Genomic DNA, 24,942 nt, shown 5'->3' on the forward strand with positions numbered 1-24,942 from the left:
CTTTCTCCCTTGGTTAGCCCATTTCCAGCGTCATGACCAAAACAGTCATATTTTCACCCTTGGTTATTGGACGCTGGGCATTATTACTGACATGCGTCGTCGCGCCAGATAGCAGTTTAGGATCTAACGCGGCGACCGCCAGTTACTATTCAACCTTCGATTCAATTGGGTTGTTTAACTACAACACTACCCTTTTTAACAACGATTCCCCACCAAAAGTTAGAGAAAACTACTTCCAAAGTACCGCATTCAATTCGCCCTACCCATGATTAACTGAAGTAGTGGGTATGGCAATAATGATTAATCGCCAAAAACGCCCACAACAATACTTATAACGACATTTGTAACGACACTCACAACAACATGCTTAACAACGCAGGAGAGTCACTTATGTGGACCAAACCGACGTATCAGGACATGCGCCTTGGCTTTGAAGTAACGCTGTATATCTCTACCCGCTAACCTCTAGCTAATGAGCAATGGCCCCTGCCTGCCTTATTGGGTTGATATCAGGTAGGGGCTTTCAGCCAGGATTCATAGCACATCCACAGCACTAACGTAGGAGGTCAGTCTATGCAGATTTTAGTTCTTGGGGCTGCTGCAGGCGGCGGATTTCCCCAATGGAATTGCAACTGCCCTAACTGCTACCACGCTCGCCTGGGCAGTGCCGATCATCAACCTCGCACTCAATCATCGATTGCGTTAAGCGTGGATGGCAAGCAGTGGTTGCTATGCAATGCGTCCCCTGACATTCGCGCTCAGCTCAATGCCAACCCGGAATTATGGCCAAGTGATCTGCGTGGTAGCGGTATTCGTGGCGTGCTACTGGTAGATGCCCAAATCGACCACGTCACCGGGCTACTCTCCCTTAGAGAAGGCTGCCCGTTAGAGGTGTGGTGCACGCCTAATGTGCATCGCGATTTATCGACTGGTTTTCCGCTATTCCCGATGCTGGAATACTGGGGCGGACTACGCTGGCAGCCGATTGAGTTGGAAGATCATCAGGAAGTTGTCGAGTTTTCGATTCCCTTTCTGCCAGATATCGCGCTCACCGCCTTTGCACTACACAGCAATGCCCCGCCCTACTCACCACGGCGCGGCGCGCCCTCCTGTGGCGATAATTTGGGGCTATATATTGTTGACCGCAACAGCGGCAAGTCGCTGTGCTACGCCCCCGGGCTTGGCAACCCGACACCGCTGGCCATGCGTTTCTTAAACGCCGCAGATGTGGTGATGGTGGATGGCACCCTGTGGGAAGACGACGAAATGCAGGCACTTGGCGTGGGCACCTCCACAGGCCAACAGATGGGTCACCTCGCGCTCAATGGCAGCAGCGGTATGTGTGCGCTATTGAACGAGCTACCCAGCAGCACGCAGCGTATTTTGATTCATATCAACAACACCAACCCGATTTTGGACGGCGCTAGCGATGCAGCGAAAACATTGCAGGCCGCAGGCATCGAAACAGCTTACGACGGAATGAAACTGACGTTTTAGGTCGACGTTCACAGACCTTAAACACTCTCTTATCTTAGAATTATTGAGTATTAATTTATTAACATCCAGACCTAAATCTTAGATTAAAAAAGCACTAGGTTAGTAGAATTTAAAAGATAGTAGATCGGTAAAAAGTGAGGAAACAGGCCCTGACAAAATTAAACCAAAATAAGCATATAACTTTATAAAATAATTCAAACAGAGCGAGCTATAACCAAATAACCTGTTTCATTAAATAAATTCTATGCATAAAAAATGGCTAAAAATAAAAGCCATTTAAATCAGCAATATATATATTAGATATTGCAAAAATAACCAGGAAATCGACTATGGCGATGACAGCGATAACGCCCAGTGCTTCTGCCACCCCGCTCAGTCGGGAGGCGTTTCGTGAAGCGCTAATGGGTAAAGGGCAGTACTACCATCTTAATCACCCCTTTCAACAGGCGATGGCCAACGGCGAGCTTACCCAGGAACAACTGCAAGGCTGGGTGGCTAATCGCTTTTACTACCAGTTGATGATTCCCCAAAAAGACGCCGCGCTGCTGGCCAACTGCCCCGATGCCGCTACCCGCAGGCGATGGGTGCAGCGCCTGCTTGACCACGATGGCCACGCCGGAGATGAAGGCGGGATTGAGGCCTGGTTAGCCCTAGGTGAAGCCGTAGGGCTACACCGTCATACACTGCTTTCCCAGGAGCGTGTGCTACCCGGCGTGCGCTTTGCGGTGGATGCCTACCGCCACTTTGTCGCCCGAGCCCCCTGGCAGGAAGCGGCGATCTCATCGCTTACCGAGCTATTTGCGCCGCTTGCCCACCAAAACCGCCTGGTCACCTGGCCCCAGCACTACCCGTGGATTAACGAGCAAGGCTATCGCTATTTTCGGAAACGGCTCAGCGAAGCCCGCCGAGACGTCGAGCACGGTCTGGAAATCGCTTTAGGCATGTGTACCACGGTGGCGCTGCAGCAGCGCGCGCTGGATATTCTGCAATTTAAGCTCGATGTGCTGTGGAGCATGTTGGATGCCATGACCATGGCCTATCAGTTAGACCGCCCGCCTTACCACACCGTCACCCGCGAAGCGGTGTATCACCGTGGGCTTGAGCACTCTCATTACTAGGCAATGATCGACTAGCGTTGGGGAATTCACCATGTCACAGCAACTCGTCATATCACATCAAGATATTTACCAGCTGCGACGCGGTTGGCGCTTACAGTGGGAAGCCATTCAGGGCTGCCACGTCATTCTGTATCCCGAAGGCATGGTCAAGCTCAGCGCGACTGCCGGCGCGATTCTTGAGCAGGTTGATGGCCACCACTCCATCGCTGACATTATAGCCACCCTACAGCAGCGCTACCCAGGCGCGGACACCTTAGCAGACGATGTCGTGCAGTTTATCGATGAAGCCCGCGGTAACGGCTGGCTAGCCGTGAAGGAGGTTCATTGTGGTTAATAAAACAACCTCACCGCCCTTATGGCTGCTGGCGGAACTCACCTACCGCTGCCCACTGCAGTGCGCTTACTGCTCTAACCCGTTGGAATTTACCCGTTACCAAAACGAGCTGGATACCGACGCATGGTTTAACGTGCTGCGCCAAGCCAGGGCCATGGGGGCAGCACAGCTTGGCTTTTCCGGCGGCGAACCGCTGATTCGTCAAGACCTGGAAGCGCTGGTAAGCGAAGCACGCCAGCTAGGCTTTTACACCAACCTGCTGACCTCCGGCGTGGGCCTCACTGCCCAGCGGGTAGACGCCTTGGCAGAAGCGGGCCTGGATCATATCCAGATTAGCCTGCAAGCCGCCGACCCCGAACTGGCCCAGGCGCTGGCAGGCTCTACCAAGGCCCACGCCAACAAGCTGGCCATGGCCAAAGCGGTCAAGGCCGCTGGCTACCCCATGGTATTAAACGTGGTGCTACATCGGCACAATATCGATCAAATTGGCGATCTGATTGCCCTCTGCGATGAGCTAGGCGCGGATGCGGTTGAACTGGCCAACTGCCAGTATTACGGCTGGGCGTTTTTGAACCGCCAGGCGTTGATGCCTACCCGTGAACAGCTGGTACGCGCCGAGGCGGAAACCAATCGCTGGCGTGAAACACTGGCGGCACGTGGCCGCGATATGTCATTACTATTTGTGGTGCCGGACTACTTTGAGCAAGCGCCTAAAGCGTGCATGGGTGGTTGGGGCAGTATCTTTATGACCGTAGCCCCAGATGGCGCCGTGTTGCCCTGTCACAGCGCCAGGGAGCTACCGATGGCATTTCCGAACGTCAAAGAGACGTCGCTGCAGGACATTTGGTACCAAAGTGATGCGTTCAACCGTTTTCGCGGCACCCAGTGGATGCCTACGCTCTGCCAACAGTGCGACGACCGCGACAAAGACCATGGCGGCTGCCGCTGCCAAGCCTATTTATTAACCGGCGATATGAACGCCACCGACCCGGTATGCCAGCACTCTCCCCAGCATGGGTTGTTAGAGAGCCTAATCGCAGAAAACAGCCACAACACGCCCGATCAAGCGACGCTGATTCCCCGCAATGCCCGCCAATCAAAGCAGTTGCAAACAAAGCAGTTACAGAATCAGGTTGAACGTCAGGCTGACCATCAAACTGGTTCAGCGGCGCCTTCGCCCCGCCAACCACTTGAGCTGATTTATCGGCAATAAACCTGTTTATCAGTAATAAAATGATTAAGGCTCGCAGGTGGCTCGCTCAGCATGGGCGGGCAGCTGCGGGCAAACGGCTGCTAACGAATGTCCGCTCGCTTGCCAGCCATCCACCCCATTTGGGTACCAATAGAGCTCTTCATAGCCCATTGCCTCAGCACGCCGTGCAGCGTTCCAGGAAAGCCAGCAGTCAGCACGGCAGAAGAATACTAGCGGCGCGGCTTCAGCGTGCTTACGCTGCGCATCCAGTGCTGTGGTGAAATAATCAATCCACTCCTCTTCCAAACTAGCCGCGCCCACATTAGGCAGCCAAATACTCCCTGGAATCGTTAAGTGCGCACTATCCTGCAGAAAAAGCCCGTTATGCCAGGGCAGCGCATAGACATCCACCAGTATCACAGGCGGCGATTCCAGTAGCGCTTGAAAAGCATGGTCATCTAACGTGGTCACCCCTGGTAGCGGTGCAGTAACCGGCGCTTTAAAAGGCGGCAAGCGGTAGCCTTCTTGGTTAAATGCCGCGGCGGGCGCTTCAGCGCCTGCCACCCCGCTGAACATGCCACTCCCCCACACCAAACAGAGGAGATAGCGGCACACAGAGTGCGCCGAAGGTTGTGTCGTCATGGTGATATTACTCCCAATCAAACGGACAGCCGGTACAGCCCTCCATTTGGGCCATCTGGAAGTTGCCGTAGTGGATACGCGCACCGGTCATATCAGCATCATTGAGGCGCGTGATGTTCATTTTGGCTTCTTGCAGATTAGCATCGCGCAGGTCCGCACCGATCAGGTTGACCTTATTCATCCAGGCCATTTCCAGATTGCTGCCCATCAGCGTTGCTCCTTGCATGCTGGCCCCGGAAAGCCGGGCAAACTCAAGGTTAGCGCCGGTCAAATCGGCATAATCAAATGTCGCTCCCTGGGCATAAATACTCCAGCTATCCAGCCCAACCAAACTGGCATGGGAAAGATCGGCACCGCGTAAATGCGTGTTGGGCATGCGCGCACGATTGAGGTTGGCATTTCTCAGCGATGCGCCTTCAAAATCAACGCTGCGTAGGTTGCTGTGGCGGAAATCCGAGCCTTCTAGGTTACTGCCCGCAAAGTTAGCGCCCTGTAGGTCAAGATTGGAAAAGTCACCGCCGGATAAATCCATATTGGCGCACTGAGTACCTGGCACCAACTCACAGCCGTTATGCACTGGCGGTTGATACGCTTCAACATAATCATCGGCGACAACGCTGCCTATCGCGCTAAGGCAGAGGAAAACCGCCGTTGCTTGGCGGCTCCATAAAGGCGGAGCACTGCGAGTTAGCATTGTTATTCTCTCCATTACCGTTATCTCCATTCAAAAAAGGGCGGCAAAAGCCGCCCAAGAGGTGCCAATAACTTAACGGTTAGCCAGATCTTGAACGAAGGAAGGTAACTTGAAGACCCAGAACGAGCCGCCCTGAGCAATCGGCCGGGTCAGTTCAGCCATATCGCCGCCCCATAGTGGAACTGCACCGCCATAACCTGCAGTAACACCAATGTACTGCTCACCGTCCATCTCCCAAGTAACCGGTGGTGAAATGATGCCGGTGCCTACCTGGAACTTCCAAAGCTCTTCACCGGTTTCTGCATGGAATGCTTTTAAGTAACCATCGCCAGTACCGGTAAACACCAGGTCACCGTGGGTCGCTAGCACGCCTGCCCACAGCGGCATGGGCTCTTTATGCTCCCAAGCGTACTCACCGGTGACCGGATCAACAGCACGTAGAATACCGACGTGGTCGTCGTACATACGTTTAATGCGGAAGCCCATACCCAGGTAGGCCGCGCCTTCCACGTACTCAACTTCCTCGGTCCAGTAATCTTCTTTCCAGTGGTTACCCGGCACGTAGAACAGCCCGGTGTCTTCGCTGTAAGCCATTGGGTTCCAGTTTTTACCCCCCAGGAACGGTGGTGAAACTTCAACAGGCTCAGAGCGGGTTTGTCCCTCTTCCAAGCGCGGTGGGCGCTGACCTTCAGCCTCAACCGGGCGGCCGGTTTCCAGGTCAATGTGGGTGGCCCAGGTGATGTTATCGACAAACGGGAAGGCGTTGATAAGCTCGCCGTTGGTGCGATCGGTGACATAGAAGAAGCCATTACGGTCAGCGTGAGCACCTGCATTCACCGTTTGGCCATTCTCATCTTCGTACTCAAACAAGACGATTTCGTTATTGCCCGAGAAGTCCCAGGTATCATTGGGGGTATGCTGATAGAACCACTTCACTTCGCCAGTCGAAGGGTCGATACCCAGCTGTCCAGAGGTGTAAAGGCTGTCGTAGTCCGACGGGTCGCCGTCTTCCGAGGTGCGTGCCCAGCCATTCCAAGGAGCAGGGTTACCGGCACCAATGATGATGGTATTGGTATCAGGGTCAAAACTGGCGCTCTGCCATGGCGCGCCACCACCTTGGCTCCAGGCTTGTACTTTGCCGGTTTCGCTATCGGGGTCATCGGGCCATGAAGGTGCGTTGGCATCGCCTGTCGGCGTGCTCTCTTCACCGTTCAGACGTCCCATGTGGCCTTCAACAAAGGGCCGCATCCAAATCTCTTCGCCGGTATCAGGATCACGGGCATACAGCTTACCCACAATGCCGAACTCATCTCCCGAAGAGCCATGAATTAGCAACACGCGACCTGTTTCACTATCTTCGACAATCGTTGGCGCACCGGTCATGGTGTAGCCCGCACGGTGGTCACCAAAGCGTTCGCGCCACACCACCTCACCGGTATCTTTATTCAGCGCCACGATGCCAGCATCCAGCGTACCGAAGAATACCTTGTCACCATAAATGGCCGCGCCACGGTTCACCACGTCACAGCAAGGGCGAATATCGCTGGGCAGGCGATGGTTGTAGGACCACAGCCGCTGGCCAGTGCGCGCATCAATAGCAAAAATACGTGAATAGGAGCCGGTAACATAAATAACGCCTTCATGAACCAGTGCCTGCGACTCCTGACCCCGCTGCATTTCATCGCCAAAGGAGAGAGACCACGCAGGTGTCAGCATCTCGACGTTATCTGCGTTAATTTGATCAAGCGGGCTATAGCGCTGTGCTTTCACGCCCATGCCGTACATCAACACCGTTTCAGTGTTGTTATGGTCATTGAGAATATCGTCCCAGGTCACCTCGCTGGCGTGGGCTGTCAGCGCAATGCCCCCGACGCCTAAGGCAGAAGCGTAAGCAACGGCGGCGGTGAGTGTACGCAGGCGAAAGGGCCACGAAATTTTGCGGGCTGACGTGTTGTTATTGATAGCGTATGTCATGGGTTTTCCATCCGAGTAATGATCACAATGCAATGGCTGCAAAGCGGCCAAGCTGCTGCTTGCGTGGTGCCAGCAAGACTAAGTCCAGCTTAGAAGCTCGGATAACAAACCAATCTCCCCCTCCAGTCGCGTTCTCATCCTGATTTAGCACTACTTCCAAAGGAGGAGCCTAGCGATGCCTAAGGTGCTATAGGTTCGGAAGGCCTGCCTGCCTAAGCTCACTCAAGTGACGATACATTGATCCCCTGAGGAGCATTTCCCATGACCATTACAAAAACCGTACTTAAAGAAACCGTACTGGCAAAAACAATCGCCGCAACATTGCCCGTACGCCTCAGTAGCCAAGTGGGCGCTATCGCTGTTGCCGCGTTGCTAGCTTCGCCGCTGGCCTGGTCTCACGGCAGCGTGACTCCTCAAGCCGTTGATATTAAAGACCTCGAACGCTTAGGCGACGAATGGCGGGAAGAGAACCCCTACCGTGATCACCCCCAGCAAGAACTTGCCATCGATATTGGTGCCCGCGCTTACAACAGCAACTGCGCCGCTTGTCACGGGCTAGAAGCGAAATCTGGCGGCATCGCTCCCGACCTGCGCGAGCTGGAAAATGGCGCATGGGGCGATGAGTGGTTTAAAGAGTTGGTCACCAATGGCGCCGAGCGCAACGGCCGGGTGCTAATGCCGCGCATGTCCGATTACGTTAGCCAAGAAGGGCTGTGGGCCATTCGCACCTGGTTGGAAACGGTCAGCATGGAAACGACTGGACAATAATCCCAACGCTGGGAGGCATCATGGCAACCCTAACTTCCATCATCACGTTACAACGGCTCGCCGCGACGTTCGCCGCAAACCTTGCCCCTCCACTCGCGGCGCTTTTCTGGCTACTGATCGCAATGCCGAACACCGCATTGGCCACAGCGAGCACGGCTGAACAGGATCCGCTTAACTCCTTTATGTGGCCTGTGTACCGCGAGCGCTTTCTGGGCGATGCCCCCGTGGTGTTTGATGAGCGCGTCATCGTTAGCGCGCCGGGGTTCGCCGAAGACTCAGGGCAAGTCCCCATTGCGCTAGATGCCAGCGCCTTAGAAGCCAGTGGCGAGCCAATCACTGACATTATTGCCTGGGTGGATCTCAACCCGATTCCCCGCCTGTTCCGCTATTCCCCGATGAGCCATGGATTAGCCAAGCTGTCGCTAAATATTCGCTTGGAACAGGCCTCCGCGGTGCGCGTCGCAGTAAAACAGGGCGATACTTGGCATGTGGGTGGCACCTACATTGAAGCGGAAGGCGGTGGCTGCACCACACCCGGCATTGCCAGCGCTGACACCGATTGGGAAACCACCTTCGGCGAGCTGCAGGGTCGGCTGTTTGCCAATGAAGATGAACAGCGCCTGCGGGTGCGCCTTTCTCACCCCATGGACAGCGGCTTAATCCCCAGCCAGCCCGCCTTTTATGTGCAGTCGTTTGAACTGTTGGATCAGCAGGGCCAGCAAGTGGCCGCCCTGGATATCGACGCATCGGTGAGCGCCAACCCCACCTTAGGGCTGCATATGCGCCCCTCACCAGGCGGCTATGTGATTGGCGCGCGGGATAACAACGGCAACCGCTTTTCTATTGGTCTGCAGCCATGAAAGCCGGTTTTCTGGCCGCCTTCAGTACACTGCTGATCACGCCGCTGGCAGCCAGCGAACCGGTGATGTTCTGCGAACGTCAGCTAACCGCCCAAGCGGTCGCGGAAAACACCTGGATGGTGGAAGGCTTAAGAGAAGAGCTTTCCACCAGCAACTGCGGCCATATTGGCAACCAAGCATTTATTGCTACGCCCAGTGGTGTCATTCTCATCGACAGCGGCAGCAGCCCACACTTTGGCGACGCGCTCAAAACACTCATTGCTCAGCACACCGCTCAACCCGTACGCTGGGTGTTGAATACCCATCACCATCCTGACCACTTTTTTGGCAATGCCGCCTTTGGCGAGGCACAGCACCTCACCTTAGCCAGCACTCGTACGTTGATGGCCCGCGACCGTGACGCACTGATCGATAATGTAGCGCGGCTGACCGGGCGTAGTTTGGAGCACTCATCTATTGCCCTACCCAAGGTGATCGAGGCAGGCGAGATAACCCTTGGCAACTACCCGCTCACGCTGTTCGCCATGAGCGGCCATAGCGGTGGTGACCTGGTGATTATGGACCATGCCACCGACGTGCTGTTTTTAGGCGACATGGGCTTCTACCAACGTGCTGCCGCCACTGCCCACAGCCCAAGCCTGCAACAGTGGCAGGAAGAACTGAATGATCTACGCACACTCAACGCCAGCACCGCAGTACCGGGTCATGGCCCCAGTGCGCCGCCCGAAACGATCATTGGCCAAACCACGCATTACCTTGAATGGCTAGACCAGCGCCTCAGTGATGTGGCTAGCGAAGGGCTGGGTGCCAATCATGCCTTAGCCGTTGAACTACCAGACACGTTTAGCACTATGGCACTCACCGAATATGAGTTCACCCGCAGCGTAATGCAGCTTTACCCACGCTACGAAGCACGGTTGCTGTGGGGCGCCCCACACTAAGGAGCACACCTATGCTGCTTACCCTGGCAGATGCCGCCGAACCCACTGATACCTTGGCCGAGCTGCACAGCGACGCCCAAGCTGTTTACTGGCTCGCACGCTCCCCGCAAACGGGCGGCATGCAACTTTGGCAGTGGCGCGCCGACAGCAACGAGACGCCGAGCTGTGCAGTAGAAGAGGCGGTGGGTAGCCGCATGAATCAGTACGGCGGCGGCAGCTACACGCCCCTGCTAGGGGGCGTCGTATGGGTGCGCCAGCACGATCAAGCCATTATGCAGCTCGACCGTCACGGTAAAAACTACTGCTGGCAACAGCGCCCACAAACAGCCTACGGCGGGCTGTGCGCCGACCCTAAGCGCCAGCGGGTGATTGCGGTAGAAGAAGATCAACAAGGTCAACGGCTGGTCGCCGTTACTGACAGCAGCAGAACGGGCGATAACAGGCAAGTGCTGGCTGAAGGTGCTGATTTTTATGGCGCAGCGGTATTAAGCGACGATGGTGGTTACCTCGCCTGGGTCAGTTGGTCGTTGCCGCACATGCCTTGGCAACGCAGCCAGCTACATCTCGCGCGGGTGACCAGCACAGGTCAGCTTGAAATATTGGAGCATTGGGATTTCGGCGCAGCGATTAGCCAGCCACAGTTGGGCCCTCACAACGCGCTGATTTGCATGAGCGATCACGCTGGCTGGTGGCAACCCTGGCAGGTAAACCTGGCTACCCCTGTGTGCCTGAGCAATGCCCCGGTTGACCACATCACCACACCGTGGCAGTTGGGTGAGCGCCAGCACGTATGGCGAGACAATCGGCAGGTTTACTGCCAACTGCACCAGGGTGCAGCTCAGCTTTATCGCCGTTGCGGCGAGCAGGTTGAAGCACTACTACCAGACCCCGGCCGCGTGGCAAGCATCACGCTAGCAAGGCACGGTGACTACGCCATTGTGCAAAGCGCCACCAGCGGCGCTCAGTTGATACGCTTCAACGAAAATGGCTCGCGTAACTGTCTAGTAGGTAAGGCCGAGGGTAACGTAACGCAAAACCTAGTGACTGAAAATTCCGCCACCGCACAATGGCTGGAAACCCCTGTTGGCAACGAAGGCGAAACGGTTCACGGCTTTTTCTACTCAGCCTTAGCCAACCGCGCTGCGCCGCTGATTGTGCGCGTTCATGGCGGGCCCACCGCCGCCGCCTACCCTATTTATGACCCGCTAGTAGCCTACTGGCAGCAACAGGGCTTTCACGTTTTAGATATCAACCCCCGTGGCAGCGGCAACTTTGGCCGCCGCTATCGCGAATGCTTAGCCGGCCAGTGGGGCATCAGCGATACTGAGGATGTCATCGCCTTGGTTAGCGCCGCCTGCACACGCTTTGCGATCGATACAGCGCGCTGCTTTATTCGCGGCCAAAGCGCTGGCGGGTTGACTGCTCTTAATGCCTTGGCGGCCACGCCGCTATTTGCTGCGGCCACTAGCCTGTACGGGGTAACCGATGCATTAACGTTAGCGGCACAAACACACCGCTTTGAATCCGGTTACCTGGGCTGGTTAATTGGAGACGAGACCCAGCTCGCCCAGCGCAGCCCTAGCTACCACGTCACCCGTTGTCAGCGCCCATTACGGGCACTGTTTATTCAGGGTGGCAAAGACGCCATCGTGGTGCCAGAACAAACTCATGCCATGGCGCGGCATATCGAACTCCACGGTGGCGAAGCACAAACACTGCTGTTTGATAACGAATACCACGGCATTCGCCACCCCAAAGCTCGCCAAACCATGCTGGCCCGCGAGCTAGCCTTTTATCAATCTAGCCACCTAACGACAGCACCAAGGTCGTAGCGCAACAATCCCTTAAGGTGCTTAAGATAATGGTTAACAACGATAAACGAGACCGCCCCATGACTTCGCCGCTCACACAACTTCGTAAGTTTGTCGCTCCTGAAATTATTTTTGGCGACGGGGCGCGCCACGCTGCGGGCAACTACGCCACGACATTCGGGGCAGAAAAGGTACTCCTGGTCTCCGACCCCGGCGTGCTGTTGGCAGGCTGGGTCGCCGATATTGAAGCCAAGCTGTTGGAAGCCAATATTGCCGTTGAGCGCTTTACCGCCGTATCACCTAACCCGCGGGTCGATGAGATTATGGCCGGTGCCGAGGTCTACCGTGAAACCGGCTGCAAAGCAATTGTGGCAGTGGGCGGCGGCAGCCCCATGGACTGTGCCAAAGGGATTGGCATCGTCACCGCCCACGGTGGCCACATTCTTGATTTTGAAGGTGTGGATACGATTAGCGTGCCCATTCCGCCGCTAATTTTCATTCCCTCAACTGCGGGCACGTCGGCGGATATTTCCCAGTTTGCGATTATTTCCGACCAACAGCGACGCATGAAATTCTCAATCATCAGCAAAGCCGTGGTGCCGGATGTGTCGCTGATCGACCCAGAAGTCACCATGACCATGTCGCCCTATCTCACCGCGTGTACCGGGGTCGATGCGCTGGTGCATGCCATCGAAGCGTTTGTTTCAACCGGTAGCGGCCCGCTTACCGATGCCCATGCCTTAGAAGCCATGCGCTTAATCAGTAGCCATCTTGAAGCACTGGTGGCGAACCCAACCGACGGCGAGCTGCGTGCCCAGGTAATGCTGGGCAGTATGCAAGCAGGGCTGGCGTTTTCAAACGCCATTTTGGGCGCGGTACACGCGATGTCCCATAGTTTAGGTGGTTTCCTGGATTTACCCCACGGCTTATGCAATGCCATGCTGCTAGAGCACGTGGTGGCTTATAACTACGAAGCCGCCCCTGACCGCTTTAAGCGGGTGGCCGAGGCCGTGGGTATCGACTGTCGGGGGTTGTCGCAGCAGCAGGTCAAAAAAGCCCTGTTTCAGTACTTAGTCGACTTAAAACATGCCGTTGGCCTAGGCGGAACCCTTGGCGTGATGGGCGTCTCGCGTAGCGACGTGCCATTTCTCACTAACCATGCGCTGGGTGATCCCTGCATCCTGACCAATCCACGGCGCTCCAGCTCAAGAGACGTGGCGGTGGTTTACGAAGAGGCACTATGAAAAAAGCCAGCGATCCCTCGGGCTTTTCGGTCAGCGACCTACTCGGGCTTGGCCAGCAGTCGGCGCGTAAAAGCTACTATCGCGAGCTTTCCGTACGCTTAGAAGAGCTTGAGGTGGAGCGTAATCGCTATAAATTGCTGTTCGAAAACGCGCTGCACGGTATTTTTCAAGCATCGCTATCCGGCAAACTGCGCGCCGCTAACCCGGCGCTAGCCGCCATGCTTGATGATAGTAGCGTGGAACATACACTTGAGCGCTGCGCGCGCTTTGACGCGCTGTTTGTTAACGCATCTACTGGGCAACAACTGCGCGATCTGCTGCTCGCGCAAGGCCACGTAACCGGCCAAACCACCTGGCTGCAGGGCGCATCCGGGCATCAAGTACCCGTGGCAATTACCCTAATACGTAAGCCCGCCGAGCTTGCCGGGGACGAAGACCTGATCGAAGGCTTTGTGGCAGATATTACCGAGCGCGAGCGCGCGCGCCAGCATTTAGAAACCCTCAACGCCCATTTGGAAGCACGGGTAGTTGACCGCACCCAAGCGCTTGAACGGCTCAACGAGGAGCTTAGAAGCGCTCGCGATGCCGCAGAGTTTGCTAACCAAAGTAAAGACCGCTACCTAGCCGCCGCTAGCCATGACCTGCTACAACCCATGAACGCTGCACGCTTATTGGTGGCCTCGCTACAGGAACGGCTGACCGACAGCGAGAACCTGTCTTTGATTGAGAGTGTGCAAAACTCATTGGAAGGCGCCGAAGCGATTCTTTCCGATCTGTTGGATATTTCACGGCTGGATCACGGCCAGGTACAGCCACAACTACGCCACTTTAAACTCGACGATATCCTCAGCAGTCTGGCGGATGAATTTTCCCCGGTGGCGCAACGTAAAGGGCTCACGCTGCGCTACGTGCCTTCTCATCAAGCGGTGACCAGCGACCCTTATCTACTCAGCCGCATTGTGCGCAACTTTCTTGCTAACGCCTGCCGCTATACCCAGCGTGGCGGCATCTGCCTGGGTGTCCGCCGCCATAACGACGACAGCCTGGCCGTGCAAGTTGTCGATAGCGGTATTGGTATTCCCGAAAGCGACTACCAGCTTATTTTTCGCGAGTTTCACCAACTTAACGCTACCCGCGCGCGGGACCGCCAGGGCGTTGGCCTGGGGCTTGCCATTGTGGAACGGATTAGCCAGCGCCTTGAGCATCCGCTCTCTGTGCGTTCTGCACCCGGCCAAGGCTCCTGCTTTGCTGTTACGGTGCCGCGTGCCAGCGCTATTTCCTTTAGCCAAGCCCCCGCTCCCAGCGCGCCGCTCTCCGCTGGCAATGAGTTTGAAGGGCTTCGCGTGCTGATCCTGGATAATGAACCAACGATTTTGCAAGGCATGGCGCTGCTGTTAAGTGAATGGCAGATCAGTTGCGATACTGCCCTGGATGTCGATACCGCTAAAGCCAGCCAGGAAGCACCGGATATGCTGCTGGTCGACCTGCACTTAGATGACCATATGACCGGCCTGGAGGCTATTCGCCAACTTCGCCAGCACTGGCACGACCCGCACCTTCCAGCCGCTATTCTCAGCGCCGACCGCTCTGACCACTGGCAGCGCCGCCTGCGTCATGCTGGCGTGCCGCAATTAAACAAACCCGTTCGCCCCGGCAAACTGCGCGCGCTGCTACGTAGCCTGCTTAATGGCTAAGCTTAGCTTTCAACAAACCTGTATCTCCCTGCCGAACGGGGCGCAGGGAGTGCTGGCCCAAGCGCCCCACTTAACCCGCGCTCACGTTAGCATCGCCATTGCGGCGGGCTATTTGGATGAGCCGCGCGCCCTGCCAGGGCTGGCTCATCTGCTCGAGCACGTGCTCACTACCGCGCCGCTGGAAGCGTCTTCTAACATCAGCCTGCTTACTTGGCTTGCCCAACACCAAGGTAGCCTGAACGCCCATACCGATGACTACGTCACCGATGTACATTTCTCGATACCAGCAGAGACCTTAGAATCAGCGGCGCTCACGGTTGCCAGCCAGCTCGCCAGGCCTGCGTTTTCGCCATCCGTCATTTGTGCTGAAGTCGCCGCTATCGATGCCGAGTGGCAGGCCCGCCAGCACAGTTCGGCGATGCAACGGCTGTCAGCCATCGCCACGCTCAGCGACCCTCAACATATCTGTGCTGGCTGCCGTCACGGCAATGCGCAAACCCTAGGTAGCGACATGGCGCTATTACTTGAAGCGCTCACCGCGTTTCACCGCGACCACTACCACGGCGGCCGCGTTAGCATCGCCATTATTAGCCCTTGGGACACGGAAACGATGGCCCGCCTGATTAAACGCATGGCAACGCTGTTTAGCCCACCCACACCCAGCGCTCTTTCGCTTGCCATTACGCCCCGGTGGAGCCATCTGCCCCACGCGAAGATAGCCAGGACGGGCAACGCCGTTGAGCTACTGTGGCCGCTGCCCTCGGCCATTGCTCGTCATCAGCTTATCGCCCTTAGCGGCTTAGCTGATTCGGTACAGCAAGGCTACCTAGTGGAGCAATTACCTGATTCGATTACCGACTACCGCGCAACGCTGGCCCCTAGCGGGGCGACAGATGCCTTTAGCTTGACGCTAAGCGGCACTGCGACACAGGAGCAGGTGAAAGCCCTTGCGGCGGCCCTAAGTGAGCGCTTAGCAACCTTCTTCGCAACCCTGCTCGGAACAGCACCTAACGATCATGACAACCGTTGGCAGCCACCCGCTGATACGCTGCAGTTAGCCCCGGCTTGGTTTACACACGCCCGCCGCCAAGCGCTAGCTCGTCGCTTTGCTACGCCACCCTCTGAACATCAGCCAGCCGCAATCCTGTTTGCGGCTAGTAATGCCCGTTGGCTACTAGATAACGCGTCTCCATCGCCCTCACCACCCGCTTTTGATGCTTTTGATAGACAACCAGCGGCTTACCCCGCCGTGCAGCATTGGTGCGGTCAGTACGGTGTTAGCGATGATTTTGCGGCACTTGCCACCACCGCCTGGGCGGCCTGCTTTGTGCCCGAGGCAATCGTCGTACCCAGTCCGCTCACCGCTCAGCGGCTGGCGCTTCAGGCGATTGTCTTCAAGCAAGAGAACTCACCCCACGGCAGTTGGGTGATAGCGATGGGTAGTAAAGCCAACCACGCCATGGTGGCGCTGTTGGAAGACGCCGTGCTAGCTGCCTCTAAGGCTCAACAAGGGCTGCTGGCTCAGCAGTTGATACAGCGCTTAACACCATTGCCTGCCGCGCCTGCGGTATGGGTTTCCCATAACACAGGCGCCGCTGCCGTTTGCCACGCGCTAGCAAATCTGGCGAGCCGCGTCGCAATACACGCTGAGCAGCCTCCCCCTGCTAGCCTAGCGACCAGCACCGCCATCATGCGGACACTGAGCCTACCGGGCACACCCAGCCAGCGATTACTATTGGCACTTGCGGAGCAGCATCACAGCGCGGCTTTTTTTCAGCAGGCGCGCTATGACCATCACTTGGGCTATGTGGCAGCGGTTCGCAGGGGCGACGGCGCGCCTTGTTCGCTTGGCTATGTCGTGCAAACTAGCAATGCGGGACAAGTCAGTAATGTGGGGGAAATCAGCAAAGACGCGGGCTCGACAGGGAGGAAGCTGAGAGAGGAAAAACGGATAGCGGAAAAGCTACAATCGATCACCGACGCCCTCTGGAAAACGTCGGATAGCGTTCTGCAGGCGCAACTGCCAACGCTAACACCTCCTGAAACGCCACTCGCGGCGCTGGTTCTCCAGTGGCAAAGCCTCTTGGCAGGTACCCATCAACCACTGCATCGCCTTGGACAACAACGCATCGATTCACGGGCACTTACCAATTTACTCTCTCAGGTAAACACCCTGGGCCACTGGCAAACCCACTGGCTGGATAGCGCTGGCCACTATTTTGTCAGCGATTGAGGAACTGGGAAAAATCGATATCGTTGGCAGATAAAATCGCCTGTACTCGGCTGGTCACCCCCAGCTTGCGCAAGATCGCTGACACGTGGGCCTTCACCGTGGTTTCCGCAATATTAAGGTGATAGGCAATCATCTTGTTAGATTCACCGCGCGTCATATGCTCCAACACTTGTAGCTGCTTGCGAGTCAGCAGGCGCAGTTGTTCCGCGGTAAACCCTTGATCCTGATGGCGACGCTTGCGGATGCTGTCCGGTGCACGCATGGCATCAGCCGGTAGAAAGATATTGCCTTCCAACACCTGGGCAATGGCGTGGCGCATTTGATCACGGGGCAGTGATTTGGTGATAAACCCCGCCGCACCACAAGAGACTGCCTGCAGAATAATCTGCTTATCCTCTTCCGCAGACACGATCACCACCGGAATCGTAGGCTGCTCATTACGCAGCTGCAAAAGTCCTGTTAACCCGTTCATGCCGGGCATATTTAAATCTAGCAATATCAAATCAAGATCAGGATCTTGCTGGGCATGGGCGAGGGCCGCATCAAAGTCTTCTACCTCGATAACCTCAGCATCTGCGTAAGCTTCACGGATCACTCGCGCCATGGCATCGCGCACCAGGGGATGATCGTCGGCAATCAGGAGTTTATATGTCGCTGTCATTATTATGGTTGCCTGTGGTTTAGCTAAATCCCGCTTACTGTGTCTTTTATAACACTCTACTAAGTCATCTCTATTAAGTCACCACTACGGGGTCATCCGCCTTTAGTGAAGCAACTCCCTACCAGCATGCGGAGTCCGGCTATGGCTCAGCGGCTTTCTGCTTAAAGGTGCTAGCGAATTCGATCAGCGATTGCGTCAACCAAATGAGGGCCGGATCATTGGCATACAGCCCATGCTGAATCAGCGTCATATTAAGTGCAGGTAACTCTTTAGGTGGCGCGACGATCCGCACCGGCAGCATGGTGATAAATCGCTCGGCCATTTGGCGTGGCAACGTCATGATCGCATCAGTGAGCGCAACGACCCGCGCTGCCGCAATATAATTTAAATTCTTTGAAATCACCCGGCGGTTTAAGCCGTGCTGCACTAAACAATTATCGATATTGCTGGGTCTTAGACCGCTGATATCAGACAGTGCCACATGGGACTCACAGGCAAACTGCTGAATAGTCAGTGCATCACCTACGCGCTCATTGTCAGTTGCTGCCAAACAAACCAACTCCTCATCCATCCAAAGATGCTGTATGACACCACTGGGCAACACACTTTGGCTATCCAACCCGACCACCATGTCCACTTGGCGCTGTTCCAGGCCTTCACTCAGTACGTTGGGAGTGATCAGCTCAATGGAAAAGCTGATATCTGGCGCGTAAGCCAACAATTGGCTAACAAACGCCGGATACATCACCTCTTCAAAATAATCCGTGGTGGCCAGGGTGAAATGCCGCTCGCTGGTGGCGGGTAAGAAGTTGATCGGCGGGGCGAGACCTTCCTGCAACATGGCCAGTGCCTGCTGCACGACTGGCAACAGCGCCAGCGCACGAGGCGTTGGCTGCAGACCATTGTTGGTACGTATTAATAATGGATCGTCCAACGCATCGCGCAGCCGTTTTAACGCATGACTAAGGGCGGGCTGGCTTAAGTGCAGCTTTTCCGCTGCTCGTGTCACGTGACGCTCACGCATCAACGCTTCAAATACCAGCAGAAGATTCAAATCAAAATGACGAAGCGAACGCATAGCGCCTCACTATTTACCCAGCGAATGGTTTCATTCTAAACATTCATTTCATTCATTGCTGAAAATTCCTTATCGTCGCGCTACTTCAAGCCCTATCCCCCTGTTTTATTGCTACTGCACGCCATAGGAGTACACGCTCGGTGACCCCATCTCAGATCATGCCAAGCCTGTTTGGTGATGTTATCTCTACCTTTATGGGCGTGCCGAAGGCCACCGACCCTAAAACGACCGATGCTGAGGTCGTGGTGAGCGGTGTGCCCTTTGATCTAGCATGTTCAGGACGATCAGGTACCCGCATGGGGCCAAACGCCATTCGTCAAAGCACTGCTAACCTGATCTGGGAAGGCAAACGCTGGCCTTGGGACTTCGCCTTGGAAGAGCGGCTGCGGGTATGCGACGCGGGCAATCTGGACTACGCCTACGGTGAGCCGGAAAGCCTAGTCGACAACCTTGAGACCCACGCATTGCGGTGGCTAAAAGCCGATAAAAAAATGCTGACACTGGGCGGTGACCACTATATCAGCCTGCCCCTGCTACGCGCTCATGCTCGGGTGCATGGCCCACTGGCACTGATTCATTTTGATGCCCACACCGACACCTACGAGCAAGGCACGCGCTTTGACCATGGCACTATTTTCCACCATGCCCTAAAAGAGGGCTTGGTAGTGCCGGAGCACTCGCTGCAAATTGGTATTCGCACTAGCTATGATCGTCATAACCACCCTTATGAAGTGCTGAATGCAGACTGGGTAAATGATCACGGCCCTGCCGCCGTACTGGAGCGTATCCGTGCCCGTGTTGGCCATCATCCAGCTTATATCAGCCTGGACATTGATGGCTTAGACCCTGCCTACGCGCCAGGCACCGGGACACCGGTATGTGGCGGCATGTCTACCGACCTGATGCTAAAAGTGATCCGCGGCATGGTGGGCATGCCGTTAATAGGCATGGATGTTGTTGAAGTAAACCCTGCTTACGACCATGGCGATATCACGTCACTCGCCGCAGCCACGTTAGGGCTAGAGTTTTTATATACGCTGGCCGCGTCTAAGCGTGTTGAAAAGTTAAGCGTGTAAGTCTCGCTTCGCGTTGCCGCCTCTTCGCTCACAGCGTTGAGGCGGAACAAGGTTGAGAAGTCGTTGAGAAGTAGACGGCTACTGATGATCACATGGAGTCACACGTGCAAGGCGACGTTAACGTGCGCTTTGCTCACGCACAGCTGCAAGATCCCAGTCACGCATTAGGTCGACGGCGACATCCTGGGATTCCAGGTTTTCCCCCTTCACCTGCATCATAATTCGCCCATCGAGTAATAACGTCACTTCCGCATGGGAGCGCTCAGGTTCCCATTTCACCACTGCTGCTTCACGCCCCAAGCGAACACGCTCCATATTTGGCTGCGCGGCGATCATTGCCGGATTGTTAAACATTGCCCCCATGCTTTGTATCAGCGGGCTATCAAGCATCATGCTCGCGGTTATCTGACCATCGCCGTCATCTTGTTGATAAGTGCGCTCAAGCGACGTACCACCAACGCCAAACATGGCGGCGGCTCCCCCTCCTGCGCCGCCGGAGGTCGCTTCATGTGCCGTCCAACCCTCCGGTGCGTCAGGGAAGGTTTGGGCAATCAGGCCTGACATCATCTTGCGCATATCTTCAATAGCAAATTCCAACTCGGTAATTGCCGCGCCGTACTCTTGCTCTTGATAGAGTTCAAGACCTAGTTCGATCTGTTCAACAACCTCATCCGCTAATGCGCTTTGTGCGGCAGGAAAAAGTAATACGCTAGCCACTACCGCTGCCTTGAGACGATGAGTCGACACGCTGTGATTCAACTCCATGACAGTTCCCTCTTTGATAGGTTTTGTTAGTTATTGTGATCCCACTCTATGGGAAAGCGCCTGCATCGCTGCTATCGCTTATGGAATTAGCTTTATGGTGCTAGCTTTAGTTTTGATAGCATTAGCAATATCGTCAAATTTAAAGTGATATCTAACGTTGAGACATGCCTAACATCAGCCCCTACCCGTTTGTTTGAACCGGATCGAAGCCTCTAACGTCATGCACTTAGCCGAAGGGGCGCGCAAAGAAAGTAGCGATTAAAAGTTGCGTTACACAACGTAATAACGCTAGGCAACCAAGTAGTTAACTACCTATCACCTAGCGTTAGAAAACGTGGACGGCATCCGAATGAGAGGCGCGTTACCCTTGAGAAGCCGCTAGCGCTTGATCAATATCTGCTAACAGGTCGTCGATATGCTCAATGCCAATCGACAAGCGCACCATATCCGGCGTAACGCCTGCGGCCTTTAACTCCTGCTCATTTAACTGGCGGTGCGTGGTGGAGGCTGGAATGGAAGAGCAGCTTTTAGCATCGCCGATATTAACTAAACGCAGAATCAGCGCCAGGGCATCGTAAAAACGCTCACCAGCGGCCTGCCCTCCCTCAATACCAAAGCTAAGAATTCCCGAGGCATGGCCGTTCATATAATGCTTGGCCAGCGCATGGTCAGGATGGTTTTCCAAGCCCGCGTAGTGCACCCACTTCACCAGCGGATGGTTTTCCAAATGCTTGGCAACGGCTAACGCATTGGCACAAATGCGCTCAATACGCAGTGATAGCGTTTCCAGCCCCTGAAGCAGGTTCCAGGCCGCTTGGGCAGAAAGCGCCGCGCCCATGTTGCGCAGCGGCACCACGCGGGCACGGGCAATAAAGGCGGCGGCGCCTACATCGCGGGTATAGCTAACGCCGTGATAGGAGATGTCTGGCTCGTTAAGCAGCGGGAAACGGCTGGCATTTTCCGCCCAGGGGAATGTACCTGAATCAACAATCACTCCGCCCACCGTGGTGCCGTGGCCACCGATATATTTCGTGGCCGAGTGAACGACAATATCCGCTCCGTGCTCAATGGGACGACATAAAAACGGCGTAGCGGTGGTGTTATCAACAATCACCGGCACCCCATGACGGTGCGCTGCATCAGCCAGTTTTTGCAGATCTACCACGCCACCGGATGGATTACCGATGCTCTCGCAAAATACCGCTTTGGTACGCTCATCAATTAACGCTTCAAGGCCATCGATATCATCTTTATCGGCAAACCGTACTTGGATGCCTTGGCGTGGCAAAGTGTGGGCAAACAAGTTGTAAGTGCCGCCATACAGCTCACTAATCGAGACGATATTATCGCCCGCTTCAGCGATGGTTTGGATCGCATAGGTAATCGCCGCCATACCAGACGCCACTGCCAACCCTGCAATGCCACCTTCTAGCGCGGCCACCCGTTGCTCCAGCACCGCACAGGTTGGGTTCATAATGCGCGAGTAAATATTTCCTTCCACTTTCAGATCAAACAGATCCGCCGCGTGCTGGGCGCTATCAAATGAAAACGACGTGGTCTGGTGGATCGGCACAGCAACAGCGTTTTGTGAATCAGGCGCATAGCCATGGTGGAGGGCAATGGTTTCAGGCTTCATAAGAACAGCTCGCTAATTGATGAAGGATCACTCTTGATCCTAAACAAGCGCCACGCTGAAGGCCAACGTCGTTTAGTCGAGGTAATCAGCCTGATATGTCAGATATTGCACTTATCTATCCCCATAGATATCCCCATACGTTGCTAGAAGTATAGAGTCACCTATTAATATACAGTATAGTTAGCCTGTTGGAATAAGCGTCATGTTAGACTCTCGACTTCCATTATTTATTCATACCTATCGACAAAGGAACTGGCGATGCAAACAACGCCCCTAGTACGTAAAACATCCTACACCTTAGGTTTAGCTGCCGTACTCACCCTCACCGGCTGTCAATCAGGCGCGGATATAGGCGGCATGATCTCTGCTGGCACCGGCTTAGCAGGCGCTGCCACTATGAGCGACGAGCAAATGCAGCAACTCGGCGACCAGACAATTGCCCAGCTTGATGCCGAAAACCAGCTTGTCGCCAGCAACAGTCAATATGCCGAGCGGCTGGCAAGCCTGACCCAGGGTTGGGAAAACATCGACGGAAACGACCTTGAGTACAATGTCTATCAGTTGGATGACATCAACGCTTTTGCGGTACCCAACGGCTCTATCCGGTTGCATACCGGCCTAATGGACGCAATGACAGACGATGAAGTGCGTTACGTTATCGCTCATGAGATTGGCCACGTGGCGCTAGGACACTCCAAACGTGCTTTCCAAGTTGCTTACGCAGCATCGGCTGCGCGTGAAGCCGCCGCTGCCAGCGGAAGTGCTACTGCAGCAGCACTGTCAAGCTCTCAACTTGGTGAGCTGGGCGAAAAACTGGTGAATGCCCAGTTCTCCCAACGTCAGGAAAATGAAGCTGATGACTACGCTGTTGAGCTGATGCAGCAGTACAACCTGAATACAGAAGCCTCTTTGACTGCGCTACGCAAATTGGAAGCAGCATACGGCAACAACAGCAGCTTTTTCTCCAGCCACCCCGCCCCGGGTGAACGAGCAGAACGCCTTGAAGCTACGCTAAACTAAGCGCAGCGTAATACTTCACCGCTCGCCACTTCATTGCCTTGCCAAGTAAGCGCCTTTCGGTCTTGCTTGGCAACGGCATTAGCCTATTCGCAACTATTTGCCCCCTGCCACCCGCTACCTAACACAAAGCAGTCGTTTGACCTCACGGGAGCCACGTGACGTTTCACCCGTCGCGCCTCGTTTTTGTGCATTAGTGACCAATTCTAGCCCCTCAAAAAACCATTCTAAATAATAGAATGGTTCGAGTATTTTTAATCAATTTTATAATTATGTTAGCCTGCTTACAATATCTCTCATCGTCCACATAGCGATGAACCGTCATCGCAAATGTAGAGATGTTTTATTTAACGTGAGGTTAAAAGTTATGAAGTTAATCAATACAGTAGCAGCCGCCGCTCTAATTTTATTCTCTGGTGCAGCACTTGCCGAGCGCGGCTCTGGTGAAGCCAATAAGATCTCCTACCCTGATTCATCAGCGCAACACCAAACCGACGCGAGCACGTTCAGTGCTGCTGAGTTACCGATTAGAAATTCGAAGTAATCAGCAACCTTCCTAAATCAGGAATTTGCTAATGGGTGGGCCTTTTTGGTCCACCCTTTTTCATAGATAGAAAGAGCGATATATGAGCGCTGATGCCCCTCCATAGATGCAACTACTCGCTAGCAATCTCTTGAGACTTGCTTTTAGGTCTTTATTAAGCCCCCGTAAGTTAACTCCGATTCACCACGAAGAAACGTCTCTTGTTGTTCGCCATTCGAACAAAATGTTATTTTCTCGTTTCGTATCCACATCGATGCAGCCGAGACACTCATGAGTAATGCCCTACCAGAAGATGCTTTAAAACCGACGGATCGTGATTTTGTTGCCGCGCTGGCCAGCGGGCTGGAAGTCGTGATGGCGTTTGATGAGACGCACACGCGGATGACACTCAGTGAAGTCGCCGAGCGCACAGGCATGAACCGCGCGAAAGCACGGCGATTTTTACTGACGCTCCACGCCCTTGGCTATGTGCGCAAACAGCAACGCTACTTCGAGCTAACCCCCAAAGTGCTGCAGCTGGGCTACTCCTATTTAGCGTCTAATAATTACCGAGGCGTCATTCAGCAGTACCTGGAGGATATTACCCGCCAGTGTGGTGAGTCTTCATCGCTTGGGGTGCTCGATGGTGACGACGTTATCTATCTGGCCCGCTCAGCTGCTCCGCACCGCTTAATGGCAATCACGCTTTCCGTCGGCACCCGCCTACCGGCGGCATACACATCTATGGGTCGAGTGCTCCTTGCCCAGTTGCCGGATAGCGAGCTGGATAACTACCTGAGCCAGCTCACCTTAACGCGCTATACCGACAAAACCATTACCGATAGCGCATCACTAAAAGCGGCGATTCAGCAAGCGCGGGAACAGGGTTATGCGATTACCGATCAAGAGTTGGATTCCGGCCTGCGCTCGATTGCTGTCCCCGTATTTGATACCCATGGGAAACTGGTCGGCGCGATGAATATCAGTACCAATGCCGCCCGCGTGGATATGCCTACGCTGCTAGAAACTTACCGGCCGCTATTGATGGAAAAAGCACAGCTCATTCGCCAATCGGTGAGTGTATAACCAAGATGAATGGTTAAGGTTGTTCAGGCTATGGTCAAACGGCAAGTCCTCTCCACTTGATGTCTGGGACGACTTGCCTATTGCTGACTAGCGTTTGG

23 protein-coding genes are annotated in these 24,942 nt (G+C 54.9%); 16 read left to right on the forward strand and 7 right to left on the reverse strand.

What is annotated here, in order from left to right; all coding sequences use genetic code 11:
- Positions 1 to 390 precede the first annotated feature (390 nt).
- The 5 genes from pqqA to pqqE all read left to right on the forward strand — a co-directional run bounded on the left by pqqA (position 391) and on the right by pqqE (position 4,162).
- Positions 391 to 462, forward strand: coding sequence for a pyrroloquinoline quinone precursor peptide PqqA (gene pqqA, locus NF683_RS04830; protein ID WP_009722990.1), 72 nt, complete (start codon positions 391 to 393; stop codon positions 460 to 462).
- A gap of 111 nt (positions 463 to 573) precedes the next feature.
- A complete protein-coding gene (gene pqqB, locus NF683_RS04835; RefSeq protein WP_253921422.1) occupies positions 574 to 1,497 on the forward strand; it encodes a pyrroloquinoline quinone biosynthesis protein PqqB in 924 nt (307 codons plus the stop codon).
- A 329-nt stretch (positions 1,498 to 1,826) separates the two neighbouring features.
- Positions 1,827 to 2,615 carry a pyrroloquinoline-quinone synthase PqqC gene (pqqC, locus tag NF683_RS04840; RefSeq protein ID WP_089040537.1) on the forward strand — a complete coding sequence of 263 codons (789 nt, stop codon included), beginning with the start codon at positions 1,827 to 1,829 and terminating at the stop codon, positions 2,613 to 2,615.
- Positions 2,616 to 2,646: 31 nt separating this feature from the next.
- Positions 2,647 to 2,949: a pyrroloquinoline quinone biosynthesis peptide chaperone PqqD gene (pqqD, locus tag NF683_RS04845; protein ID WP_253921423.1), complete on the forward strand. Its 303-nt coding sequence runs from the start codon at positions 2,647 to 2,649 to the stop codon at positions 2,947 to 2,949.
- The gene (gene pqqE / locus NF683_RS04850; protein WP_253921424.1) at positions 2,942 to 4,162 is read left to right on the forward strand and encodes a pyrroloquinoline quinone biosynthesis protein PqqE; all 1,221 of its coding nucleotides are present in this window, start codon (positions 2,942 to 2,944) and stop codon (positions 4,160 to 4,162) included. The genes pqqD and pqqE overlap by 8 nt, the downstream gene beginning before the upstream one ends.
- 24 nt (positions 4,163 to 4,186) lie before the next feature.
- Here pqqE and NF683_RS04855 read toward each other — a convergent pair whose 3' ends face one another.
- The 3 genes from NF683_RS04855 to NF683_RS04865 form a co-directional block, all read right to left on the reverse strand.
- Positions 4,187 to 4,783, reverse strand: a complete 597-nt coding sequence (locus NF683_RS04855) for a rhodanese-like domain-containing protein (RefSeq protein WP_253921425.1) — start codon at positions 4,781 to 4,783, stop codon at positions 4,187 to 4,189.
- Between the two features lie 7 nt (positions 4,784 to 4,790).
- Positions 4,791 to 5,477, reverse strand: coding sequence for a pentapeptide repeat-containing protein (locus NF683_RS04860; protein ID WP_089040533.1), 687 nt, complete (start codon positions 5,475 to 5,477; stop codon positions 4,791 to 4,793).
- Between the two features lie 72 nt (positions 5,478 to 5,549).
- The gene (locus NF683_RS04865) at positions 5,550 to 7,451 is read right to left on the reverse strand and encodes a methanol/ethanol family PQQ-dependent dehydrogenase (protein ID WP_253921426.1); all 1,902 of its coding nucleotides are present in this window, start codon (positions 7,449 to 7,451) and stop codon (positions 5,550 to 5,552) included.
- A 261-nt stretch (positions 7,452 to 7,712) separates the two neighbouring features.
- Between NF683_RS04865 and pedF the strand changes: the two genes are divergently transcribed.
- The 7 genes from pedF to NF683_RS04900 are packed head-to-tail and all read left to right on the forward strand — an operon-like array spanning position 7,713 to position 17,002.
- Positions 7,713 to 8,219 (forward strand): cytochrome c-550 PedF, encoded by a 507-nt coding sequence (gene pedF, locus NF683_RS04870; protein ID WP_342760369.1) that lies wholly within the window; start codon positions 7,713 to 7,715, stop codon positions 8,217 to 8,219.
- A gap of 20 nt (positions 8,220 to 8,239) precedes the next feature.
- Positions 8,240 to 9,079, forward strand: coding sequence for a quinoprotein dehydrogenase-associated SoxYZ-like carrier (locus NF683_RS04875; RefSeq protein WP_253921427.1), 840 nt, complete (start codon positions 8,240 to 8,242; stop codon positions 9,077 to 9,079).
- The gene (locus tag NF683_RS04880) at positions 9,076 to 10,020 is read left to right on the forward strand and encodes a quinoprotein relay system zinc metallohydrolase 1 (protein ID WP_253921428.1); all 945 of its coding nucleotides are present in this window, start codon (positions 9,076 to 9,078) and stop codon (positions 10,018 to 10,020) included. The genes NF683_RS04875 and NF683_RS04880 overlap by 4 nt, the downstream gene beginning before the upstream one ends.
- An 11-nt stretch (positions 10,021 to 10,031) precedes the next feature.
- Positions 10,032 to 11,852: an alpha/beta hydrolase family protein gene (locus tag NF683_RS04885; protein ID WP_253921429.1), complete on the forward strand. Its 1,821-nt coding sequence runs from the start codon at positions 10,032 to 10,034 to the stop codon at positions 11,850 to 11,852.
- Positions 11,853 to 11,911: 59 nt separating this feature from the next.
- On the forward strand, positions 11,912 to 13,075 hold the full coding sequence (gene ercA, locus NF683_RS04890) for an alcohol dehydrogenase-like regulatory protein ErcA (protein ID WP_253921430.1): 1,164 nt from the start codon (positions 11,912 to 11,914) through the stop codon (positions 13,073 to 13,075).
- Positions 13,072 to 14,769: a PAS domain-containing hybrid sensor histidine kinase/response regulator gene (locus NF683_RS04895; RefSeq protein ID WP_253921431.1), complete on the forward strand. Its 1,698-nt coding sequence runs from the start codon at positions 13,072 to 13,074 to the stop codon at positions 14,767 to 14,769. Before ercA ends, NF683_RS04895 begins: the two co-directional genes overlap by 4 nt.
- Entirely contained in the window at positions 14,762 to 17,002 is a 2,241-nt protein-coding gene (locus tag NF683_RS04900; protein WP_253921432.1) for an insulinase family protein, read from the forward strand. Before NF683_RS04895 ends, NF683_RS04900 begins: the two co-directional genes overlap by 8 nt.
- Here NF683_RS04900 and NF683_RS04905 read toward each other — a convergent pair.
- Positions 16,992 to 17,663 (reverse strand): response regulator, encoded by a 672-nt coding sequence (locus NF683_RS04905; RefSeq protein ID WP_009723006.1) that lies wholly within the window; start codon positions 17,661 to 17,663, stop codon positions 16,992 to 16,994. The genes NF683_RS04900 and NF683_RS04905 overlap by 11 nt on opposite strands.
- 139 nt (positions 17,664 to 17,802) lie before the next feature.
- Positions 17,803 to 18,741 (reverse strand): LysR family transcriptional regulator, encoded by a 939-nt coding sequence (locus NF683_RS04910; RefSeq protein WP_253921433.1) that lies wholly within the window; start codon positions 18,739 to 18,741, stop codon positions 17,803 to 17,805.
- A gap of 158 nt (positions 18,742 to 18,899) precedes the next feature.
- Here NF683_RS04910 and speB point away from each other — a divergent pair, with 158 nt between their 5' ends.
- Positions 18,900 to 19,817 carry an agmatinase gene (gene speB, locus NF683_RS04915; RefSeq protein WP_253921884.1) on the forward strand — a complete coding sequence of 306 codons (918 nt, stop codon included), beginning with the start codon at positions 18,900 to 18,902 and terminating at the stop codon, positions 19,815 to 19,817.
- A 117-nt stretch (positions 19,818 to 19,934) separates the two neighbouring features.
- Here speB and NF683_RS04920 read toward each other — a convergent pair whose 3' ends face one another.
- Together NF683_RS04920 and NF683_RS04925 are read right to left on the reverse strand one after the other, a co-directional pair.
- Positions 19,935 to 20,582, reverse strand: coding sequence for a hypothetical protein (locus NF683_RS04920; RefSeq protein ID WP_089040524.1), 648 nt, complete (start codon positions 20,580 to 20,582; stop codon positions 19,935 to 19,937).
- 361 nt (positions 20,583 to 20,943) lie between these two features.
- Positions 20,944 to 22,218 carry an O-acetylhomoserine aminocarboxypropyltransferase/cysteine synthase family protein gene (locus tag NF683_RS04925; RefSeq protein WP_089040523.1) on the reverse strand — a complete coding sequence of 425 codons (1,275 nt, stop codon included), beginning with the start codon at positions 22,216 to 22,218 and terminating at the stop codon, positions 20,944 to 20,946.
- Between the two features lie 258 nt (positions 22,219 to 22,476).
- On the opposite strand from NF683_RS04925, the gene NF683_RS04930 reads away from it, so the two are divergent.
- The 3 genes from NF683_RS04930 to NF683_RS04940 all read left to right on the forward strand — a co-directional run bounded on the left by NF683_RS04930 (position 22,477) and on the right by NF683_RS04940 (position 24,844).
- Positions 22,477 to 23,238: a M48 family metalloprotease gene (locus NF683_RS04930; RefSeq protein WP_089040522.1), complete on the forward strand. Its 762-nt coding sequence runs from the start codon at positions 22,477 to 22,479 to the stop codon at positions 23,236 to 23,238.
- A gap of 364 nt (positions 23,239 to 23,602) precedes the next feature.
- On the forward strand, positions 23,603 to 23,779 hold the full coding sequence (locus tag NF683_RS04935; protein ID WP_193059691.1) for a hypothetical protein: 177 nt from the start codon (positions 23,603 to 23,605) through the stop codon (positions 23,777 to 23,779).
- 270 nt (positions 23,780 to 24,049) lie between these two features.
- Positions 24,050 to 24,844 (forward strand): IclR family transcriptional regulator domain-containing protein, encoded by a 795-nt coding sequence (locus tag NF683_RS04940; protein WP_089040521.1) that lies wholly within the window; start codon positions 24,050 to 24,052, stop codon positions 24,842 to 24,844.
- Positions 24,845 to 24,942 lie beyond the last annotated feature (98 nt).

This window comes from Halomonas sp. MS1 (assembly GCF_024182575.1).
Classification (GTDB): domain Bacteria; phylum Pseudomonadota; class Gammaproteobacteria; order Pseudomonadales; family Halomonadaceae; genus Vreelandella.

Coding starts and splice junctions, on each gene's coding strand:
- pqqB (WP_253921422.1), top strand. CDS start 574: ATGCAGATTTTAGTTCTTGGGGCTGCTGCAGGCGGCGGATTTCCCCAA.
- pqqC (WP_089040537.1), top strand. CDS start 1,827: ATGGCGATGACAGCGATAACGCCCAGTGCTTCTGCCACCCCGCTCAGT.
- pqqD (WP_253921423.1), top strand. CDS start 2,647: ATGTCACAGCAACTCGTCATATCACATCAAGATATTTACCAGCTGCGA.
- NF683_RS04855 (WP_253921425.1), bottom strand. CDS start 4,783: ATGACGACACAACCTTCGGCGCACTCTGTGTGCCGCTATCTCCTCTGT.
- NF683_RS04860 (WP_089040533.1), bottom strand. CDS start 5,477: ATGCTAACTCGCAGTGCTCCGCCTTTATGGAGCCGCCAAGCAACGGCG.
- NF683_RS04865 (WP_253921426.1), bottom strand. CDS start 7,451: ATGACATACGCTATCAATAACAACACGTCAGCCCGCAAAATTTCGTGG.
- pedF (WP_342760369.1), top strand. CDS start 7,713: ATGACCATTACAAAAACCGTACTTAAAGAAACCGTACTGGCAAAAACA.
- NF683_RS04875 (WP_253921427.1), top strand. CDS start 8,240: ATGGCAACCCTAACTTCCATCATCACGTTACAACGGCTCGCCGCGACG.
- NF683_RS04880 (WP_253921428.1), top strand. CDS start 9,076: ATGAAAGCCGGTTTTCTGGCCGCCTTCAGTACACTGCTGATCACGCCG.
- NF683_RS04885 (WP_253921429.1), top strand. CDS start 10,032: ATGCTGCTTACCCTGGCAGATGCCGCCGAACCCACTGATACCTTGGCC.
- ercA (WP_253921430.1), top strand. CDS start 11,912: ATGACTTCGCCGCTCACACAACTTCGTAAGTTTGTCGCTCCTGAAATT.
- NF683_RS04895 (WP_253921431.1), top strand. CDS start 13,072: ATGAAAAAAGCCAGCGATCCCTCGGGCTTTTCGGTCAGCGACCTACTC.
- NF683_RS04900 (WP_253921432.1), top strand. CDS start 14,762: ATGGCTAAGCTTAGCTTTCAACAAACCTGTATCTCCCTGCCGAACGGG.
- NF683_RS04905 (WP_009723006.1), bottom strand. CDS start 17,663: ATGACAGCGACATATAAACTCCTGATTGCCGACGATCATCCCCTGGTG.
- NF683_RS04910 (WP_253921433.1), bottom strand. CDS start 18,741: ATGCGTTCGCTTCGTCATTTTGATTTGAATCTTCTGCTGGTATTTGAA.
- speB (WP_253921884.1), top strand. CDS start 18,900: ATGCCAAGCCTGTTTGGTGATGTTATCTCTACCTTTATGGGCGTGCCG.
- NF683_RS04920 (WP_089040524.1), bottom strand. CDS start 20,582: ATGGAGTTGAATCACAGCGTGTCGACTCATCGTCTCAAGGCAGCGGTA.
- NF683_RS04925 (WP_089040523.1), bottom strand. CDS start 22,218: ATGAAGCCTGAAACCATTGCCCTCCACCATGGCTATGCGCCTGATTCA.
- NF683_RS04930 (WP_089040522.1), top strand. CDS start 22,477: ATGCAAACAACGCCCCTAGTACGTAAAACATCCTACACCTTAGGTTTA.
- NF683_RS04935 (WP_193059691.1), top strand. CDS start 23,603: ATGAAGTTAATCAATACAGTAGCAGCCGCCGCTCTAATTTTATTCTCT.
- NF683_RS04940 (WP_089040521.1), top strand. CDS start 24,050: ATGAGTAATGCCCTACCAGAAGATGCTTTAAAACCGACGGATCGTGAT.